Source organism: uncultured Olsenella sp. (genome assembly GCF_959602185.1).
GTDB classification, from domain to species: Bacteria; Actinomycetota; Coriobacteriia; order Coriobacteriales; family Atopobiaceae; genus Olsenella_I; species Olsenella_I phocaeensis.
The window spans coordinates 12,153-31,463 of the sequence record NZ_CAUGRZ010000005.1 but is presented as its reverse complement, the minus strand read 5'-3'; the positions used below and the strand labels follow the sequence as shown (position 1 = coordinate 31,463).

Here is a 19,311-nt window from a genome sequence, read left to right as displayed (position 1 = left end):
GGGACACATTTGCCAGCGTCGTAACCACCCACTTCTCGCCTGGCGCGCGAAAGGGGCGATGTGGGTCGTTGCAAGCGCCCCTCTCGCCCAGGGGCCACCCACTTCGGACGCCTCGTGACGTCATAACCGCCCACTTCTCGCCTGCCGCGCGCGAGGCGAGAAGTGGGCGTACCAGCCCTGCGGCGCAAGCAGCCCAGCACGCCAATCCCGCGGCGCAGCTTCGCCCGCGCATCACATGGCGTGGTCGGACGAGAGATAACAGCTCTTCTCCACTCCCCGTCTTCGATTACATGGGATACTCTCCACATACGAAGCGGTGACGGTGGCATATGCCGGCCGACCCAAGAAACCACGCCAGCCAGGGGAGGAGGGCGCATGACGCGGCACGGATGCACGCGTGGGTTCGTCCCGCGTCCAGGCTCCACGGGCGGGCAGGTGGCCCGATGAGCCCCCGCAAGCCCACCAGGCGCGATGGTGGCAGGTCCGGCTCCCGCCCGTCCAACTCCAAGCAACCCGCCAGGCGCGGCGCGAGCGGGCGGGACGGTGGGTCTCACCGCCGGGGCACCGGCAGTCCTAGCTCCGCCAGCGGATCTCCGCACCAGGTCCGCGGCACCACCTCGACGCGCCATGGCTCCGCCCGCACGGAGGCCGCCCGCACGGGACTCCCCTCCCGCCGCGGCGCCACGACCCGGACCGCAAGCTCGCGGGGCATCACCGCCCGCGCCGCAGGCAACCACGGACAGGTTGGCCGCGGGGGCACCAACGTCGGCCGCGGGGGCACCAGCCGGACCGACGGCCCTTCCATCACGCGCGCCGGCTCCCCGCGTCGCGGCATGCCGCCCGTGGCGCCGCCCACGCCCTCCGACCCGTCGGACTCCCGTCGAAGGATCAACAAGGCACGCCGGGACGCCCAGGCGAAGCGGCGCGAGGCGTCGGGGAAGAAGGAACGGCGCAAGCCTCCCAAAGAGAAGATCATGACCGCCTCGGCCATCGTCGTGGTGGCCGCCGCGCTCGTGGCGTCGATCGCCTACTACGTGACGCACCCCACAAATTCGGCAAGCCCCACCGAGAGCTACGCCGAGCCCAAGGTCGAGATCGTGAACCACGCGCCAAACGCCGTGGACACTTCCGTGGGAGACGCCTCGCTCGCGCGCGACAACAGCGTCTTCGACTGGTCAAGGCTCGACAGCTCCGACCCCAACCACTACGCCTACAAGTTGGACGGGACCACGGTGTCCAAGCTGGGCGTAGACGTATCCGAACACCAAGAGGAGATCGATTGGGAGAAGGTCAGGGCAGACGGGGTCTCGTTTGCCTACCTGCGCCTGGGCTATCGCGGGACCGTGGCGGGCAACATCGTGGTGGACTCTCTCTTCCGCAAGAACCTGCGCGACGCAAAGGCCGCCGGGCTCAAGGTGGGAGCCTACTTCTACTCCCAGGCAACGACCGCCGCAGAGGCCGAGGAGGAGGCCGACTTCGTCCTCAAGCGGCTGGACGGCAGCGAGCTGGACTATCCCGTGGCGTTTGACCTGGAGCCGTCCGACGTCATGGCCGGGCGCTCCTCGCAGATGGACGCCCAGGAGCTTGCTCAGGTGGCACTGGCGTTCTGCAAGCGCATCGAGCAGGGCGGGTACACGGCGATCGTCTATGGCAACCAGGTAGACCTGGGCTATTACGACCTGGAGGAGCTTGCGTCCTATGGCTACTGGTATGCGGAGTATGGCTCCACGCCCAGCATGAGGCTGCGCTTCGCGCTGTGGCAGTACAGCAACGCGGGCACCATCGACGGCATCGACGGGCCGGTGGACGTCGACCTGGACCTCACGTCACTGCTGCACGACGGGGCGGAGGGATAGGACCGGGCCGGCGCGCAACGGGCGGCCGCGGCGGGTCGAGGACGAGCGCCTCTCTCTCGCCTGGCACACGCACCGTCACGCATACGTCCGCTCACGCGCGTGCTCGCACTCGCCGCGCACGCTCCCGGTCGCCGCGCACGCCGTTGTGCACGTGACATTCATCGCGCGCGCCATTACGCACAAGACATTCATCGAGCACGCTGTTGCGCACAACGACGATGCTTGCCAACTGGGCAAACGTCGAACGCCATGTGCGTTATGGCGTGCAAGGCGAGAGGGGCGTGCGTTCATGCGTGGAGGACGTGCCGCTCCGGACGGCAGCACGCCGGCCGTGCCCCAGTCGCCCCGCACCCCCATGCGCCCCAGCCGCCCGCAGCCGCCGCCATGCACCACCCATCCCGCAGCCGCACTCACCATGCGTTCCGGCCCCTCCATGCATCCGACGCAATTCACCCTTGACTCCCCTTTCCAAGCTCCCTACAATCCAACTCAAGTTATGAGTGATTGCTCATATACGCATCATCTAGGGGGCGCACCATGGAAGAGAAGGAAAACAGGGTCAAGCTCGCACGCATCCTGACGTCTGCGGGGCTCCTCGTGGCAGCGGCGATAGCCAGCCGCCTCGCGAGCCTCGGCCTCTGGCAGCAGCTGCTCCTATACCTGCCTGCCTACCTCGTGGCGGGCTACGACGTGGTGCTCGAGGCGCTGGAGTGCGTCGCGCACGGCGAGCCCTTCGACGAGGACCTGCTCATGACCATCGCCACCGTGGGCGCCCTCCTCATCGGCTTCCTCCCCAACGGAGAGCCCGAGTTCGCCGAGGCAGTCTTCGTGATGCTCTTCTTCCAGGTAGGCGAGCTCTTCGAAGACCTGGCCGAGGACCGTGCACGAGACTCCATCAGCGAGCTCATGGACATCCGACCCGACGTGGCAAACCTCGAGCGCGACGGCGAGCTCGTCTCGCTCGACCCCACGGAGGTGCACGTGGGCGACGTGGTGCTGGTTCGCCCGGGCGAGAAGGTCCCCCTGGACGGCATCGTCCTGGACGGCCGCTCGAGCCTCAACACCGTGGCCCTGACCGGCGAGAGCCTGCCCCGCGACGTGGCGCCCGGCGACGGCGTGGCCAGCGGCGTGGTCAACGTGAGCGGCGCCCTGCGCGTGCGCGTGAGCAAGGAGTTCGACGAGTCCACCGCCTCGCGGATCCTGGACCTGGTGCAGAACGCAAGCGAGGGCAAGTCACGGAGCGAGAGCTTCATCAGCCGTTTCGCCCGCGTGTACACCCCCATCGTGGTCTTTGCCGCCATCGCGCTGGCCATCGTCCCACCCCTACTGTCGGGCGACTTCGCGGCGAGCCTCTCGGTCTGGCTGCTGCGCGCGCTCACCTTCCTGGTGGTCTCGTGCCCCTGCGCGCTGGTGATCAGCATCCCGCTGACCTTCTTCGGCGGCATCGGCGGGGCGGGCCGGCGCGGCATCCTGATCAAGGGCTCCAACTACATGGAGGCGCTGGCCAAGGCCCAGGCCGTGGCGTTTGACAAGACAGGCACCCTGACCCAGGGCAGCTTCGAGGTGGAGGCCGTGCACCCCGACGCCATCGACGCCAACAGCCTGCTGCACCTCGCGGCCCACGTGGAGCGCTACTCCATGCATCCCGTCGCCGTGACGCTGCGCAACGCCTACCCCAACGAGCATGATGACTGCGACGTGAGCGACGTGGAGGAGGTTCCCGGCCAGGGCGTGCGTGCCATGGTGAACGGCAGGCAGGTCGTGGCGGGCAGCTCTCGCCTCATGGAGAGCGTCGGCGCCCAGTGGAGGCCCTGCGACCATAAGGGCGCCATCATCCACGTGGCCGTGGACGGCGTCTATGTGGGTCACATCGTGGTGGCCGACCAGGTCAAGGCAGGTGCGAGGGAGTCGTTGACCCGCATGAGGGCCGAGGGGGTCCAGCGCCTGGTGATGCTCACGGGGGATGGTGGCGAGGTGGCCGAGCAGATCGGCGGCTCGCTGGGCATCGACGACGTGAGGGCAAACCTCCTGCCAGGCGACAAGGTGGCCGCCGTCGAAGGGCTCATCGCAAGCAAGCCCGAGGGCACGACCGTGGCCTTCGTGGGCGACGGCATCAACGACGCACCGGTCCTGGCGCGCGCGGACGTGGGCATCGCCATGGGAGCCATGGGTTCCGACGCTGCCATCGAGGCTGCGGACGTGGTGCTCATGGACGACGGCCTGGACAAGATAGCCGAGGCCATTCGCATCGCCCGGAAGAACCTGGCGATCGCGCGGCAGAACATCGCCTTCGCCATCGGCGTGAAGCTAGCGATCCTGGTGCTGGCAGCGCTGGGGCTGGCCCCCATGTGGCTCGCGGTGTTTGGTGATGTGGGCGTCATGGTGCTGGCGGTACTCAACGCAAGTCGGACGCTTCGGATCTGAGGGGCGATGACGCACTCGCGCGTGAGTCCAACAGAAGGGGCCAACTGACAGGAACCGCAGGTGAACCGGATGGGTTGCCTGCGGTTTTCTCACTTATGCCGCGGCAGCCGCCCTCGCTTGTCTACCCTTGTCTGTCCCCGCTATCGTTCTCTATGCCGATTCCTGATTCCGGCATCGGTGACGACCATTCTCTATGCCATCTCCTGACCCTAGTCGCATTCTCTATGCATTTCCCTGAAGCCGTCCGACAAAAGCCCAGGTAGATTTCCGTCGGGTTCAGGAATCGGCATAGAGAAGAGGATGGAATCAGAGAGATGCATAGAGAACAAACGAACGGGGGGAGAAAGGGACGGGAGAACGCAAGGGGACGGGGGGCGCGGGGGGACGGGGGACGGGGGGCGCGGGGGGGGACGGGGGCGCGGGGGGATGACTCCGGAAAGGCGAGAGATGCCAGCGGAGAGAAGCCTCCCTACCGGCGCCTGTCGCGCCGTCCGCGCAAGCCCACGACCAGCGCGACCACGCCCACGACGCAGATGGCAGCGCTCAGCTTGATCATGCCCCAGCTGGCGTCGCCGGTCTTGGGCAGCCTGAGCCCCAGGACGGTCGGACCCTCGGGCTCCTTCTCCCCCGACCGGCCCGGCTGGCCTGGCTCCACCGCCCCCGCAAAGCTGTGACGATAGGCGATGGCGTCGGTCTTCTCTCCCTTGGAGTCCTTGACCTCGACCCAGCCGATGCGCAGACCCGAGGCGGAACCGGGGTCGCTCTGGACGCTCACGCGGATGTCGTACGTGCCATTGTCCACGCTCAGGCCCTCGGCGGGACTGGAACCGGCGACGCCCAGACAGCTCAGCCTGTAGGAGTACTCGCCCACGTGGTCGAAGGCAATCCTTCCCGGAGCGGCGGAGCCCGTGGCAGAAAGCGCGATCGACTGGGTCGCGTCGCCCGTGAGCGCGAAGCCGTACCTTCCGCCGTCCGCATCCGCGGGCAGGGGCGCGCCGTCGACGGCAGCCAGCTCGTACTCGAACGTCCCGTCGACGCCTTCGGGTACCCGTCCCGTCACCACGAAGCTCTGCGCCACGTCAATCGAAAGCGGCCCCTTGGCCAAGGCCACACGCACGGGCAGCAGGGAGACCACGAGCGCCAGCAGGCAGGAGGCAAGCGCAGGCATGGAGCGAGAGAGGCCCCGCGTCGGGTCCGTAGCGTTCTTCCTCACGAGCGATCACCCTTCCTTGCACCTCGGCTCCCCTTGCGTCCCCGCGAGGGAGCGCCAACCACCCAGGCCAGCAGCAGGAACACCAAAAGTCCCAGGCCGATCTTCGCCCAGAGCGCGAGCCCCTTGCCCACCGTGCCCGCGAGCGTGCGGTCGACGGACTCCTCCGTGAAGTCGTTCTGGAAGGTCTGGTCGACGACCTTCGCCACCACGATGTGCCGGTCGTTGGTACCAGACCCGCAGGTGGAGAGGACGAGCATGTGGTCGTCCGGAGTCAGCGCCCCATCCACCCACTGACCCGCATGGGACTTGAGGTAGGCAAGGAACTCCTCCGTCGAGGGAGAGCTCCCCACCGATGTGCTGTACACGACCTCGTCGTACGCGTCTACGAGCAGGTAGGCGCATACCTCGACGCCGTGGTTGGCACCCCCGTAGTAGATGTTGCCACGGCGGTGCCGGTTGAAGTACTCGCCGTCCCCGAAGCGGTCCAGGTCGCCAAACATGAGGGAGTTCTCCATGTGGTGGCCAAAGACGATGGTGCTGGGCGCGGAGAAGTCCTTTGGGCTGCGATAGTCCAGGAAGAGCGAGCCTGAGAGGGCAAACTCCCCCATGGGGTTGACGTTGAGGTACTGGTCGTTGTCCTTGCCCTGCACCAGGGGGTAGTCGATCCCCGTGCCATAGAGCGTGAGCCAGCCCAGCACGTCGGGGTTCCTGGCTTCGAGCTCCTCGAAGCTGGAATCGTCGTTGGAGCTGGGGCGGTAGGACTCGAACTGCTCGCGGTCCGCCTGCTCGACCACGCGGTTGTTGTCGAGCACCGCGTAGGCCGTGAAGCAGACGATGAGCATCAGTACGGAGAGAACCACCCCGTCGACCAGCCAGTTTGTGAGTCGGATGGCACCAAGGGCCAGCCGACGGGGCAGTTGGCGATTCATCTAGCGCTCGAGCTTCCTCTTGGCTGCGCCATAGAGCACGACGCCGGCCACGGCCACGCCGCCCATCAGGACGAAGGGCAGGTTGTTGAGGACGATGCCCGTGGGGGTGACGGACTCCTTGTTGTTGGTGACGGTGGCGCCGTTGGCAGCGTCATCGGCAACAGCCTTCGCCTCTGCGAAGACGCCCGTGGTAGTGTAGCCGTCCTTGTTGGCCTCGGACTCCTCCACGCTGTACTTGGTGCCGATGACCACGTTGTCAAAGGTGACGGTCTGGCCATGCTTCAGCTTGAAGGTGACGGTGCCGTCGGCGTTCTGGATGCCCTCGACGCCACTGGCGGTGATCTGACCCACGCTCCAGCCGGCAGGAACGTTCGTGGGCGCGGTGAACTTGACCGTGAAGTTCCAATCCTTGTTGTGGTCGCCAGAGCCGCCCGTGACGTTCTTGGTGACCTTTACGGCATTCTTGGAAGGTTGGCCCGGAGTGTCTGGGGTGGTCTTCTCAGTGAAGGTGTTTTCGAACTTGACATCGCCCTGGACAACCTTCGTGCCAACCGCGCTGGTGGTGGGATTCTTCTCGAAGGTCACGCTCTTGACGGCGACACCAGAGCCCCCGTTCTCCACGTAGACGCGCATGAGGTACTTGTCGGTGCTGTCCACCATCGTGCCACTGGCGCCGTCGGTGTTGGTGATGTCTTCCGCCTTGGTGGCGTTCTCGCTGATCAGGTAGGCATAGACGCCAGCGTGGGTGTAAGTCGGAAGGGTGACGGCCTGCGCCTGGGACTTGTCTGCGCCATCACCAGTGGCCTCGAGCGTGATGTCGCCGATCGTGGGGATGAGCCCGTCGGTCGACTCCGAGCTGCCGCCGTTGCCCGTGTCCACCGTAACGCCCTCGACCTTGAAGGTGAACTTGGCCTTGACGTGCGACCCCTCGTTGGTCTTCAGCACCTTGGTGATAGAGACGTTCCCGCCGCTGATGACCTTGCCCGCCGCATCCCCGCCGACGCCATAGCCAGGCTCCGCCGCCAGCGCGGGCGTGATCCCTCCGAGCGCGAGAGCGGCCGTCAGGGCCACTGCCGCAAGCTTGCTCTGCATCCTCATGTTCAAATCCCTTCTGTTCGCGCCTGCTAGACGCATCCTACCCTTGCTATGTACGCGGCCGCTAGAAGTTCCTCCTCCTGACGACCGTCATTACCTCGCCCTCGGTGCCCGTGTCGATGTCCACCAGGCCGTAGATCCTGCTGTCCTTCGACTCGGGGCGGTTGTCTCCCATGACGAAGACCTGTCCCTCGCCCACCGTCACCGGGTACGTGATTCCGACCGAGAACGGCAGCGTCTGGGTGTAGATGCCGTCCTCCGCCTGGCGGTACCCGTTGAGGACCAGCCCGTCCTCAGAGAACTCGACCTTGTCACCAGCCACGGCTATGACACGGCGGACCTCCTTCTTGCCCTCGTCGTTGACCACTATGAGGTCGCCTGCGGAGTAGTCCTTCTGCAGGCGGTAGTACACGATCAGGTCGCCCTCCTTGAGGGCTGGGCTCATGCTCTGGTCCGGGGCCTGGAACAGGCCAAAGAGGAAGAGGAACACCATGGCCACGAAGCCCAGGACGAAGGCCAGCTTGAGCACCAGGAGGACGAGCTCTGCGATCAGGGGCGCCTGAGGCTCGGACCCGGCGTCGGACGTGGAGGCATCGGCATCTTCCGCAAGCTGCGCGGCAACAGTGGCAGCCGCGCCCTGCGTCGTGGGCTCGCGTCGCAGGTGCGCCTCCTCGCCTGGGAGGGGACTCTGTGCGTAGTGCCTCGGCATCACGCACCCCACCCGGCATTCCTGCGACGGGTGACGATCACTCCGGCAATGGCGATCGCCCCGCCAACGCCAAGTGCCAGGGGGAGAGAGGCCCGGCCCAGCGTCGCCGCAGCGATGCCGGTGACGGGAATCGGATTCTTGGTGTTGGTGAAAGTGACCTTCGAGGTAATTGTGTTATCCGAAGTGTTGTTCACCGTTACATTAGATTCCGTCAACTTGTAACTGCAGATTATTCCGTCTCCAGCAGTGACATCCTGGATAGTCCACCTAGCCGTATAGCCAGGCGCCTCCGCTTCCTTAACAGTCACCTCGTCTCCGTAATGGAGGTCATAGGTAAGCCCATTCGAATCAGCAAGCTTTGCGAACTTGCCGGCTTCGCCATTGCTCAGTTGTGCATTGGCAGAATATGTCTTGCCGTCGTGGGTAACGCTGACCACAAAGTCGAACTTCTTGGTGAGGTCAGCCTGCTTGCCCTCAATCTCCTTTTGAACAATTAACTCGACCGGCCTTGGCTCCCACACTGCATAGAGAACGTTGGCATCCTGCCCCGCGTCCCACGCCAGACCAGAGAGATTATCAGCGGCATAGCCCTTTTCGGATGCGAGCTTGGAATCGGACGCAACCGCGAAAGCAGTCGAATCGGCAGAGGCGCCCCAGCCTACGAAGTCGTAGCCCGTACGCGTCGGGGCGGCGGGGACGGTAATTCTGTCGTTGAGGTTGGTCACACCCTTGATTTTGGTTCCCTCGCTGAAGCTTCCGCCGTTGGCGTCAAAGATGGTCTTTACCGTCGAAGGACTGCCCTTGTCGCCGTACTCAGCACGCAGCTGCACGGTATAGGTGTAGCTGGGATGCTCTGGGGTGTTGTCATCGTTTTCAGTGACTCTCGCGTTGTCCTTGAGCACCGTGAACGTGTCGCCGGGGAACACCGTCTGCTTTGTGCCAGACACGTCCGTCACGTCGACATACCTACCCTGGCCCTCGTCCCACGTCTGGATGACCCAGTACATGAACAGCTTGCCGGCGGGTGCCGTCGACGCTGCACCGGCGACGGCCATGGAATTATCGAGGTAGAGCATGGTGTCGCTGGGAGCATTCTCGCCGCCGTTGCTGTCGTATGTGACCCCGATGCCGTTGGCGCCCGTCAAAGTCTTGCGCCACTTGGCATACAGGTCGAGCTTGCGCATGACCCAGGGACTGTCGACGTCCTCGTTGGTCGTCGCGCCATTGCCCCACTTGTCCATGGGGTCGGTCATGTCGACGTTCTTGTCGTAGGGGATGGTCACGGCATCGCTGAGCAACGTATCCGCACTGAACACCTGGGTGCAGCCGGGGTCCGTATACCAGCCCACGAAGTCGTAGCCCTCGCGGATGCCCGTAGGCAGCGACACCTTTTCACCGTATGTGATGAGCGAGGTCATGGGGACGTCAGAACCCCAGTCGAGCGTGTTGTCCGTTCCCGCGTTGGGATGAAGGAAGACACGATAGCGGTTCCTGACCCACTTGGCATAGACGGTAACGCCGTTCTCAGGCATCGTGCTGAAGGTGTAGGGGCGCGTGCACCGCTCGTCCAGGTACCACCCAGCAAACGAGTAGCCCGCATGGGCAGGAGTGGGCTGGTAATAGTTGCTTCCACCCGCGTTGTAGGAGCTGAGGTCGTCACCGTAAGACATGGAGTCCGTGACTCTCAGCAACGTGTGACTGATGTTCTCGAGCACGATGTTGTTACTATCCACGTACACGCCATCCATGTACTGGACGTTGTAGGTGTCACGGGAGTAGTAGAAGCGTATCGAGTAGCCGTTCGACACGTTGAGGGACACTTTATTGCTGCTGCCGAAGGACGGGTCGGACGTGAGTTGGGTGAATCCAGCAATGTCGTGGAAATCCTCCGACTTTGTGGAGCTCAAGGTCACTCGGCTCGCAATCTGCAGGTGCAGGTGCTGGTTGTACTGCTTGCCCCGATAGGTAACGTCGCCCGTCTCGCCGGGAGCCACCTCGGTGTAGTAGTACAGGTGATTCATGTGGCCCGCACCGTAGCCACGGAGCCTTAAGGTCGTGTTCTCGGCCGGCATGATTTCGAGCGAGTGAACGTCGCCCGTCGTGAACACCTGACTGTTCCGTGGCGTCCAAACGTATCCGTCATAGCTCGTCCCGTCATTCCCAACAATGGGGAAGTTCTGCGAGATGTCCTGCCCGTACAGGGCCGTGATGGTCTTGACCGTCTGGATGCTCTTCTGGCGGACATAGCGCTGGCCGGTGTAGCGGTAGGTGTTGCCACCTTCCGTGTATGTCCAGATATAGCCGTAGTAGGGGTAATAATCGTAGGTCAGAGGGACATAGCTGCCGTTCACATAGCCGTACTGCTCGCCGTAGGCGCCGAAGGTCGGACTGTAGGTGTCGACGGGAGCTTGGAACGACAGGGTGTACTCCGTGCGGTCGTAGTACACGTTGAGAACCGCGGTGCCCTCGGGCGTTATCCTGACGCCCTGGTCGAAGTGGTCCAAATGAAAGCCGGCATAGGTTTCGGGGTTGCCATCGATTGTCGCGTATGCCGCGTTGCCGCTACCCCTCTGCACGACCGTGTCGATGACACTGCCCACGCTTCCGTTGAGCATGACGTACTTACTGAAGTCATAGCCATTTCCCGCCACGTTCTGCTTCCACACGACCACGGTGTAGTCGGCCGTGTCGCTGTGGTCCCACTTGGCATAGATGGTCGTGTTGTCCTCGATGGAGCTACCGAAGTGGAACTCGTTTCCGGGAGTGCAGTCCTTGTCCGTGTACCAACCGGAAAAGGTGTAGCCGGCACGCTTGGGTGCGATGCCCGGTTCCTGGGTTGGCTCGCCGCTCTTCACGAACTGGGGTGCGTTGTAGGTGGCATCCTTGCCGTTCTCGTCAAAGACGAGCCAGTGACCTTCGGGGGCATTGACAGAGAACACCACATCGCCGGTCAACGTGAGCGGCGAACCGTTTGGATAGCAGGCACCCGGCGTATAGTCCGCGATGTACGTACTTCCGGAGCTCACGTCCCAGCCTTCGAAGTTCTGAGAGGAGCTTGCCGGCGTGTACGCCATGTTGACGGTATAAGAGAGGGAGTCCTCATTGCGGTCGAGGTAGGTCGTCGTGGAGCCAAGCGACACGTTGTGCTCGTCGAGGTACGAGACGCTGATGGACTTGAGGACGATGGGATACAAATCTAAGGTGTCACCGTCTTTGAAGGTCTCGCTCGCGAGTGCACTGGTCGCAAGCGAACGCACGTCAGCGATGGTCTGGGGCGCCGTGTCCTTCGTGTAGTTGGCATCCGTCGTCCAGCCGCGGAAGCTCTTGCCCTGCGGCACCGTGCCCGCGCCCGGATCGTACACGACGGAGTCCACGTCATCGGTCTTCTTGACCAGAATGGACGTGACGTCATCGGAATCCGCCTTATGGAACCTCACCTCGAGACGCGCGACGTCGCCCGTGTCCACAATCGCATAGATCGAGAAGTGGTTCGCCTCGAAGACCTGCTCGTCAGCGTCGGCCTTGATGGTCTTGACCTCCTCGACCTTTAGGGGTGCCTCGGCCGTGAGTCCAACAGTCGAACCCGTGGGAGCGGGATCCTCGGTGCTCTCGCGCTGCTGGCCCTCGCTCTGCGGACTCGCGGGCGCGGTACTCTCGCCTCGGTCATTTCCTTGGTCCGTGGCAGCCGTATCGGCTGCACTGGTCGCGTCAATCGCACCGGCCGAGGCTGTCGTGTCGTTCACATCTGTCGCGTCAATCGCATTGGCCGAACCGGCCGCGTCGGTCACGTGGTACACCAGGACGCCATCGTTCTGCATGCCAGTCTTCGAGAAGGTCACCTTCACGCTTCCGTTGGGCTGGACCTCGTTGCCATTGGAATCGCGCAGGGTGACGTCGATCGCCTTGATGGACGTGGCGCTGTTGCCGCCGTCCTGGAGCTTGCCGTTCACGGCGTCGATGACCTTCTGGTCGTCAACAAGCCGCGCCTCGACGGTGGTTCCCTGCGGCAGCACGTCTGCCTGGGCCTCGATGGTGACGACGGTCCCGTCGTCCATGGTGGTGCCAAGCGTGTGTGTGCCGGTCTCCTCCGCACTTGCGAGCGTCGAGACATGGCGGCCGAAGCCCAGCGCCGCCACGAGGCAGGCGATGATGACCGCGGCAAGAAGCCCGGGAGCCCTCTTGTTCGAAACCATATCCACCGTCCAAGCGTCTGCGTATATGCTGTGGCAGACGGTATACGATCATTACAATATGCTCTACGCGAACCCTTTAAGGGACTTTATAGATACTCCCATATTAGCCATACGAACCGCGGTTTTACTGCATTTTTTCTCAAACTCATAGTAAGAGTCACTTAAATAGTAGCATTTACACTGCTTACCTTTGACAAAATATTATAAGAATAATATTCATTGACTTCGCAACGCGAGTCAGGACTTGGCCGTATGACTGGCCCAGAAAGTCGTCTGCGCACCTGCGTCATGCGCAAACGACGCATGAACTGCACGCCACGTCACAAGAGGCCAGGTCAAGCGAGAGTGGCGCGCATGCCACGGATCGTTTGCGCGCCGCATGCCGGACCCGAACACGGCCCCGCGCCCCCGTCCCAGCAAGCGTTCTCTATGCCGATCCCTGACCCAGCGTCGTTGGCGGCCGTTCTCTATGCCTTCTCCTGAACCTGCCTGCGTTCTCTATGCCTTCTCCTGAACTCGGCAGAAATCTACCTGGGCTTTTGTCAGAAAAAGTCAGAGAAATGCATAGAGAACGCAGGGTGAGAGGGGTGAGGCAAAGAGGCAGAGGAGCGAAGCAGCGGAGAGGCGAGGAAGCCGACGTCGGAGCAATCTTCGGCTATGCCGTCTCGGTCGCGACCAGCGCCCGAACCAGCTCCTCGCTCACCTGGTAGCGACGTGCGACGTCGGCGCCCCCCTGCACGGCGAAGCTCACGTCGCGACCCGAGGCGGCGGCATCATCGACCAGCGCTCGGCAGGAGGAGTGTAGCTGCCCCACGCCCGTGAACTCCCTCAACTCCCGCGCGTTCCCCGCATTGACGCCGGACCCGGGCAGTATCTGCAGCTCGTCTCCCAGCTGCACCTGAAGCTCGCGAATCAGCTCGCGCCCCTCCCAGGCCGTGTGCCTCTGCCCGCTGGTGAGCAGGCGGTCCACGCCCAGCCCAACCAGCAGCCGGGCCGCGGCAAGTGGCTCGTCCACCAGGTCGAAGGCCCTGTGAAAGACTACCGTCGCCCCATACGAGTGCACCAGGGACACCATCTGCGCCGTTCTCGCCTCGTCAAGGTGACGCGGCGCGTCCAGCACCCCGAAAGCGATGCCGTCCGCCCCCTCCTCGAGCAGCATCGTGGCCTCGTCCAGGAGCTGCCGCCACTCAAGCCCCCCATAGCAGAAGCCCCCGCCTCGTGGCCGTGCCATCACCACGACCTCGAGGCCCGTGGACTCCCTCACCAGCCTCAGGCTGGCCACGCTGGGGGTGAGCCCGCCCAGCTCGAGGGCCGAGTTGAGCTCGATGCGCCGCGCGCCCCCGCGCCAGGCGGCAAGGGCGTCCGACGCGCTCCCGCAGCAGACCTCGATCATGGCAGCGACAGCCCCTCTCCCCTAGTCCCTCGTCAGCTTGCGATGGATGCGGTGCGGACGCGCCGCGTCCGGCCCCAGGCGTGCGATGCGGTCGCGCTGGTAGTCCTCGAAGTTGCCCTCGAACCAGGTCCAGGCGCCGGGGTTCTCGTCCGTGCCCTCCCAGGCCAGGATGTGCGTGGCGATGCGGTCCATGAACCAGCGGTCGTGGCTGGTGATCACCGCGCAGCCCGGGAACTCGAGCAGCGCCTCCTCCAGCGACTCCAGGGTCTCGGTGTCGAGGTCGTTGGTGGGCTCGTCAAGCAGGAGCAGGTTGCCGCCCTGGCGCAGCGTGAGGGCCAGGTTGAGGCGGTTCCTCTCACCGCCAGATAGCACTCCCGAGGGCTTCTGCTGGTCGGTGCCCTTGAAGCCGAAGGCGCTCACGTACGCGCGGCTGGGCACCTCAGTCGTGCCCACCTGGATGAAGTCGTTCCCGCCCGAGACGACCTCCCAGACGTTCTTGTCGGGGTCGAGCCCCTCGCGCCCCTGGTCGACGTACGAGAGCTGGACGGTCTCGCCCAGCTCGAGGGTGCCGGAGCTGGGCCGCTCCTGACCCACGATCATCTTGAAGAGCGTGGACTTGCCCACGCCGTTGGGGCCAATGACGCCCACGATGCCGTTGCGGGGCAGGCTGAAGCTGAGGTCGTCGATGAGCACTCGGTCGCCGAAGGCCTTGTGCAGATGCTCGACCTCCAGGACCTTGGAGCCCAGGCGCGGGCCCACGGGGATGTGGATGTCGGTGAAGTCGACCTTGGTGGCGCGGCGCGCCTCGGCCTCCATCTGCTCGTAGGCGGCGAGACGGGCCTTGCTCTTCGCCTGGCGGGCCTTCTGGGAGCTGCGCACCCACTCGAGCTCCGACTTCATCTTCTTGGCGCGGCGGGCGTTCTGCTTGGACTCCATCTCGAGGCGGGCGGCCTTGGTCTCGAGGTAGGTGGAGTAGTTGCCCTTGTAGGGATACAGCGTGCCGCGGTCCACCTCGCAGATCCACTCGGCCACGTTGTCAAGGAAGTAGCGGTCGTGGGTGATGGCCAGGACGGCGCCAGGGTAGCCCTTGAGGAACTGCTCGAGCCAGAGGACCGACTCGGCGTCGAGGTGGTTGGTGGGCTCGTCGAGGAGCAGCAGGTCGGGCGCCTCGAGGAGGAGCCTGCAGAGCGCGACGCGCCTGCGCTCGCCGCCCGAGAGGTGGCTCACGTCCTCGTCGGGGTCGGGGCACTGCAGGGCGTCCATGGCCTGGCTGAGCTGGCTGTCGAGGTCCCAGCCGTTGGCGGCGTCGATCTGGTTCTGGAGCTCTCCCATCTCGGCCATGAGGGCGTCGAAGTCCGCATCGGGGTCGGCCATCTCGTTACCGATCTGGTTGAAGCGGTCTACCTTGGCGATGATATCGCCGAAGGCCTCGCGAATGTTCTCCCCCACGGTCTTGGACTCGTCCAGCGGCGGCTCCTGCTGCAGGATGCCCACGCTGAAGCCAGGCGCCAGGCGTGCCTCTCCGTTGGAGATCTCTTCCATGCCGGCCATGATCTTGAGCAGCGTGGACTTGCCCATGCCATTGGGGCCCACGACGCCGATCTTCGCGCCGGGATAGAAGCCCATCGTGACGTCATCGAGGATGACCTTCTCGCCAAACGCCTTGCGGACCTTGTACATCTGGTAGACGAATTCTGCCATGGGGACTCCTTGGGTTGGGGGTGGGGACGCGGCCTGCCGGCGCGTGCGCGCGGGACGGCGCATATCTTTCTTGCGCGACCGCCTGCGGTCGACCGGTCGGTTGCTCGTTCACCATTCTATGTGAGGTCGGCCATCTGGGCGAGAGGGGCGCAGCGCACGGGGGCGCAATAGGCGCAGCGCACGGGGGCGCAATAGGCGCAGCGCACGGGGGCGCAATAGGCGCGGCGCACGGGGGCGCGAGGCCGGCACTGGACGGGCGCTGGAAACGGGCTACGGACGAGGTCGCGCGCCGCTCTCGTCTGCGGCCACTCGGGCCTGCGGAAGCCGCTCGCCTCAACCGCTGCGGTAGTCGAGGTAGCCGAGGAAGCGCTTCGCCGCCAGGGGCAGGCGGTCGAGGTCGCGATAGACCACGTTGATCGAGCGGTGCGCGACCGGGTCGAGCTGCCGCACCGCGACGTGGTAGGGGTTGCGACGCAGGATGAGCGCGGGAAGGATGGCCAGGCCCAGGCCGCTCTCGACCATGGACATGATCGCGTAGTCGTCGAAGGTGGTGAAGCGGACGCGCGGCGTGAGGCCTGCGCGCGCGAAGACGGAGCGCACCTCCTCGTCGCCCGACTGCTCCAACATGATGAAGGGCTCCTCGCAGAGGCGGGCGAGCGGCACGGGGGCGGAGGTCGTCGCGAGCTCGTGGCCCTCGGGAAGGACGGCTAAGAGCTCGTCATCCTCGAGCCAGCGCGCGCCCAGCGACGCGGGGGCGGGCGCGTAGGGCAGGAAGCCCAGGTCGACGCGGCCGTCCTCGCACCAGCGCTCGATTTCGGGGAAGTCGCCCAGGAGCATCTCGTACTCGATGTTGGGGAAGTCCCGCTGGAAGCGCTTGATGATGCGCGGCAGCCAGTGCGTGGCCACGCTCGAGAAGGTGCCGATGCGAACGGTGCCCGTCTCGAGGCCGTTGATGTCGTCCACCTGCATGCTCAGGCGGCGCGCGCCCTCGCAGACCTCCTCCACGAAGGGCAGGAGTCGCTCGCCCTCGGCGGTGAGGCGCACGCCACCATGGCCTCGCTCGAGCAGGCTCACGCCCCAGGCCCGCTCGAGGTCGGCGACCATGCGACTGACGCCCGACTGCGAGTAGTCGAGCGACCTGGCTGCCCGGGTGATGCTGCCCAGGCGGACGGTCTGGAGAAAGGCCTGGTACTTCTGGATGTTTGACTCCACGGCGACCCCGCTTCCGGCACTCGTCCATGCATCACAAACCTGCATGCCAAACATGATAAACATTCGCTTTTAATATGGTCCGACGCGTGCGAAAGTTTGATGGCTGATTTGTTCGCACGAGCTCGGAGGACCCTTCCACCATGTCGCGAGATTTTGGGAAGTACCTGGCATCGCTTCTGCTCTTTGGGTTCAACGGGATCATAGCCAGCCAGATAGACCTGCCCAGCGGACAGGTCGTCCTCCTGCGCACGCTGCTCGGCTCGCTCGCCCTGTGCGCGGCACTCGGCGCGAGCCTGTGGCGGCGGCGCTCCGGTGCAGATGGTGCCGCGAGCCAGGCCGTGGCACCTCTCGCCTGCCTGGAGCATCCCCGGCAGGCGGCGGCGCTCGCGCTCTCCGGGGCCGCGCTGGGAGTGGGCTGGATCTTCCTCTTTGCGGCATATCGCCTGGTGGGCGTGGGGGTGGCGTCGCTCGCGTACTACTGCGGGCCGGTCATCGTGATGCTGTTCTCCCCCCTCCTCTTTGGCGAGAGGCTCACTGGTCCCAAGCTCGCGGGCTTTGGCTGCGTGGTCTTGGGGGCCTTTCTCGTGGTCGCGCAGTGCGGCGGCAGCGCGCCCGACCCGCGCGGCCTCGCTCTGGGCGGGGCCTCCGCCCTCATGTACGCGGTGATGGTCGTGTTCTCGAAGCGGGCGCCCGAGGTGGGCGGCATGGAGGCGGCCTGCGTGCAGATGCTGGCGAGCTTCGCCGCGGTCGCCGCCTGGTCGATCCCGACGGGCGGACTCGTGACACCCGGCCAGGTCGCAGGTGCCAACCTGCCGGCCGTGCTCGTGCTGGGACTGGTCAACACCGGGCTGGGCTGCTACCTGTACTTCTCCTCGCTGGGCAGGCTGCCGGTCCAGCGCGTCGCCGTATGCGGATACCTCGAGCCCCTGAGCGCGGTGGCGCTGGGAGCGCTGCTCCTGAGAGAGTCCCTGACCCCCGGCCGCATGCTCGGGGCCGCGCTCGTGGTGGGCGGTGCCGCGGCGAGCGAGCTCGTGGGCGGCGCGGCGTTGGGCGGCGCCATCGATGCGATGCGCGACGCAGCTCGTCTGGCGGCGACGCGTGGCAGGCACGCACTCGTCCGCAGGAGGGCGGTGCTCGCGCGGTAGGCCCGTCGCTGGCAGGCGCCAACGACAGCGACGGCGCGTCCCTCTCGCCTTCCGCTACCATGACCCCGTCGGCTTGGCCCAAGACGGGAGCATGCGCGCCATGAAGAGGATCCTGATCGTCGCCACGGGAGGCACCATCGCCTCGCTGCCCCAGGGCGGCGGGCTCTCGCCCGCGCTCAGCGGAGAGGAGCTCGCGGCCTTCGTCCCGCAGCTCGACGACCTCTGCGAGCTCAGCATCGTCCAGCCGATGAACATCGACAGCACCAACATGCGGCCCATGGACTGGCTGCGCATCGCCTCCATGATCGAGGGCGCCTACGACGACTTCGACGGCTTCGTCGTCCTGCACGGCACGGACACCATGGCCTACACCTCTGCGGCGCTGAGCTACCTCGTGCGCGGAAGCAGGAAGCCCATCGTGCTCACGGGATCCCAGCAGCCCATGTCGAACCCCTTCACCGACGCCAAACTCAACCTGTACCAATCCGTCCTGTATGCCTGCGACGACGGGTCGCGGGACGTGAGCGTGGCGTTCAACGGCAGCGTCATAGCCGGAACGCGGGCGCACAAGCAGCGGACGCTGAGCTTCAACGCCTTCACCAGCGTGAATTACCCTCCCCTGGCCGTCATCAGGTCGGAGCGGATCATACGGCAGGGCGGTGGAGCGAGCGATTGCGCGGCAGTGGGCGGGGACAGGCGTGCGGCAGGCGACTGCCTGGCAGTGGGCAGGGGCGAGCGTGCGGCGGCCACGGACGGGAACGCGACGGCAGCGGGCGTGCCCGCACGCCGACCGGACTTCTACCACGAGCTGGACGAGAGGGTCATCGTCCTCAAGCTGACCCCCGAGCTCAGGCCCAGCATCTTCGACCTGCTGCGACGGGACTACGACGCCGTGGTACTGGAGACCTTTGGCATCGGCGGGATACCCGAGTACGACGGGAACGCCTACCGGCGGGCCATCTATGGCTGGGTCGCATCGGGCCGGACGCTGGTCATCACCACCCAGGTGCCCGAGGAGGGGCTCGACCTGGGGGTATACGAGGTCGGTCGAGCATACGCAGACCACCCGGGCATCCTGCGAGCAGATGACATGACCACCGAGGCCCTGGTGGCGAAGACCATGTGGGCCCTCGGCCAGACGCGCGACCAGGACGAGGTGGCGCGCCTCTTCTACGCGCCTGTGAACCACGACCGTACGCTGGGATAGGCGGGCGGACACACGACGGACACCCTGGCGGGCGACGCGAGGGCGATTGGGAGGCAGGACGGGAACCGTCCAGAGGGCTGCTGCACGAAAAGTGCGCACGATTCCTGGGATGCCCTTCGCGTAACTGGGCTTTTGTCGTTTCTCTCCACAATTCGGAGCTTCCATGCGCAGTTTTGCACCACAGCGCGCAATTCATCAAGTTTACTTGTGTAAACTTAGATGAGACACAACGCG

At 65.1% G+C, this 19,311-nt stretch carries 12 protein-coding genes; 4 read left to right on the top strand and 8 right to left on the bottom strand.

The annotated features are described in order from the left end of the window. Positions 1–443 precede the first annotated feature (443 nt). Together Q5923_RS04785 and Q5923_RS04780 are read left to right on the top strand one after the other, a co-directional pair. Positions 444–1,856 (top strand): glycoside hydrolase family 25 protein, encoded by a 1,413-nt coding sequence (locus Q5923_RS04785; protein ID WP_303132484.1) that lies wholly within the window; start codon positions 444–446, stop codon positions 1,854–1,856. Positions 1,857–2,393: 537 nt separating this feature from the next. Then, positions 2,394–4,280 carry a heavy metal translocating P-type ATPase gene (locus Q5923_RS04780; protein ID WP_303132483.1) on the top strand — a complete coding sequence of 629 codons (1,887 nt, stop codon included), beginning with the start codon at positions 2,394–2,396 and terminating at the stop codon, positions 4,278–4,280. A gap of 469 nt (positions 4,281–4,749) precedes the next feature. On the opposite strand, the gene Q5923_RS04775 is transcribed toward Q5923_RS04780, so the two are convergent. The 8 genes from Q5923_RS04775 to Q5923_RS04740 all read right to left on the bottom strand — a co-directional run bounded on the left by Q5923_RS04775 (position 4,750) and on the right by Q5923_RS04740 (position 16,725). Next, the gene (locus Q5923_RS04775) at positions 4,750–5,493 is read right to left on the bottom strand and encodes a hypothetical protein (RefSeq protein WP_303132481.1); all 744 of its coding nucleotides are present in this window, start codon (positions 5,491–5,493) and stop codon (positions 4,750–4,752) included. Next, complete coding sequence (gene srtB / locus Q5923_RS04770) at positions 5,490–6,422, bottom strand: class B sortase (RefSeq protein WP_303132479.1); 933 nt, start codon at positions 6,420–6,422, stop codon at positions 5,490–5,492. The genes Q5923_RS04775 and srtB overlap by 4 nt, the downstream gene beginning before the upstream one ends. Beyond that, positions 6,423–7,520 carry a Spy0128 family protein gene (locus tag Q5923_RS04765; RefSeq protein WP_303132477.1) on the bottom strand — a complete coding sequence of 366 codons (1,098 nt, stop codon included), beginning with the start codon at positions 7,518–7,520 and terminating at the stop codon, positions 6,423–6,425. A 61-nt stretch (positions 7,521–7,581) separates the two neighbouring features. Next, positions 7,582–8,226, bottom strand: coding sequence for a signal peptidase I (gene lepB / locus Q5923_RS04760; protein WP_303132475.1), 645 nt, complete (start codon positions 8,224–8,226; stop codon positions 7,582–7,584). Next, a complete protein-coding gene (locus Q5923_RS04755) occupies positions 8,226–12,419 on the bottom strand; it encodes an InlB B-repeat-containing protein (RefSeq protein WP_303132473.1) in 4,194 nt (1,397 codons plus the stop codon). Before Q5923_RS04755 ends, lepB begins: the two co-directional genes overlap by 1 nt. Positions 12,420–13,074: 655 nt before the next feature. Continuing rightward, a complete protein-coding gene (locus Q5923_RS04750; RefSeq protein WP_062531714.1) occupies positions 13,075–13,812 on the bottom strand; it encodes a copper homeostasis protein CutC in 738 nt (245 codons plus the stop codon). 21 nt (positions 13,813–13,833) lie between these two features. After that, the gene (gene ettA, locus Q5923_RS04745) at positions 13,834–15,513 is read right to left on the bottom strand and encodes an energy-dependent translational throttle protein EttA (RefSeq protein WP_062531713.1); all 1,680 of its coding nucleotides are present in this window, start codon (positions 15,511–15,513) and stop codon (positions 13,834–13,836) included. A gap of 333 nt (positions 15,514–15,846) precedes the next feature. Continuing rightward, positions 15,847–16,725, bottom strand: a complete 879-nt coding sequence (locus Q5923_RS04740) for a LysR family transcriptional regulator (protein WP_062531712.1) — start codon at positions 16,723–16,725, stop codon at positions 15,847–15,849. A gap of 140 nt (positions 16,726–16,865) precedes the next feature. Between Q5923_RS04740 and Q5923_RS04735 the strand changes: the two genes are divergently transcribed. Together Q5923_RS04735 and Q5923_RS04730 are read left to right on the top strand one after the other, a co-directional pair. After that, positions 16,866–17,870, top strand: coding sequence for a DMT family transporter (locus Q5923_RS04735; protein ID WP_062531711.1), 1,005 nt, complete (start codon positions 16,866–16,868; stop codon positions 17,868–17,870). Between the two features lie 100 nt (positions 17,871–17,970). After that, the gene (locus tag Q5923_RS04730; protein WP_303132469.1) at positions 17,971–19,077 is read left to right on the top strand and encodes an asparaginase; all 1,107 of its coding nucleotides are present in this window, start codon (positions 17,971–17,973) and stop codon (positions 19,075–19,077) included. Positions 19,078–19,311 lie beyond the last annotated feature (234 nt).

Coding starts and splice junctions, on each gene's coding strand:
- Q5923_RS04785 (WP_303132484.1), top strand. CDS start 444: ATGAGCCCCCGCAAGCCCACCAGGCGCGATGGTGGCAGGTCCGGCTCC.
- Q5923_RS04780 (WP_303132483.1), top strand. CDS start 2,394: ATGGAAGAGAAGGAAAACAGGGTCAAGCTCGCACGCATCCTGACGTCT.
- srtB (WP_303132479.1), bottom strand. CDS start 6,422: ATGAATCGCCAACTGCCCCGTCGGCTGGCCCTTGGTGCCATCCGACTC.
- Q5923_RS04765 (WP_303132477.1), bottom strand. CDS start 7,520: ATGAGGATGCAGAGCAAGCTTGCGGCAGTGGCCCTGACGGCCGCTCTC.
- lepB (WP_303132475.1), bottom strand. CDS start 8,226: ATGCCGAGGCACTACGCACAGAGTCCCCTCCCAGGCGAGGAGGCGCAC.
- Q5923_RS04755 (WP_303132473.1), bottom strand. CDS start 12,419: ATGGTTTCGAACAAGAGGGCTCCCGGGCTTCTTGCCGCGGTCATCATC.
- Q5923_RS04750 (WP_062531714.1), bottom strand. CDS start 13,812: ATGATCGAGGTCTGCTGCGGGAGCGCGTCGGACGCCCTTGCCGCCTGG.
- ettA (WP_062531713.1), bottom strand. CDS start 15,513: ATGGCAGAATTCGTCTACCAGATGTACAAGGTCCGCAAGGCGTTTGGC.
- Q5923_RS04735 (WP_062531711.1), top strand. CDS start 16,866: ATGTCGCGAGATTTTGGGAAGTACCTGGCATCGCTTCTGCTCTTTGGG.
- Q5923_RS04730 (WP_303132469.1), top strand. CDS start 17,971: ATGAAGAGGATCCTGATCGTCGCCACGGGAGGCACCATCGCCTCGCTG.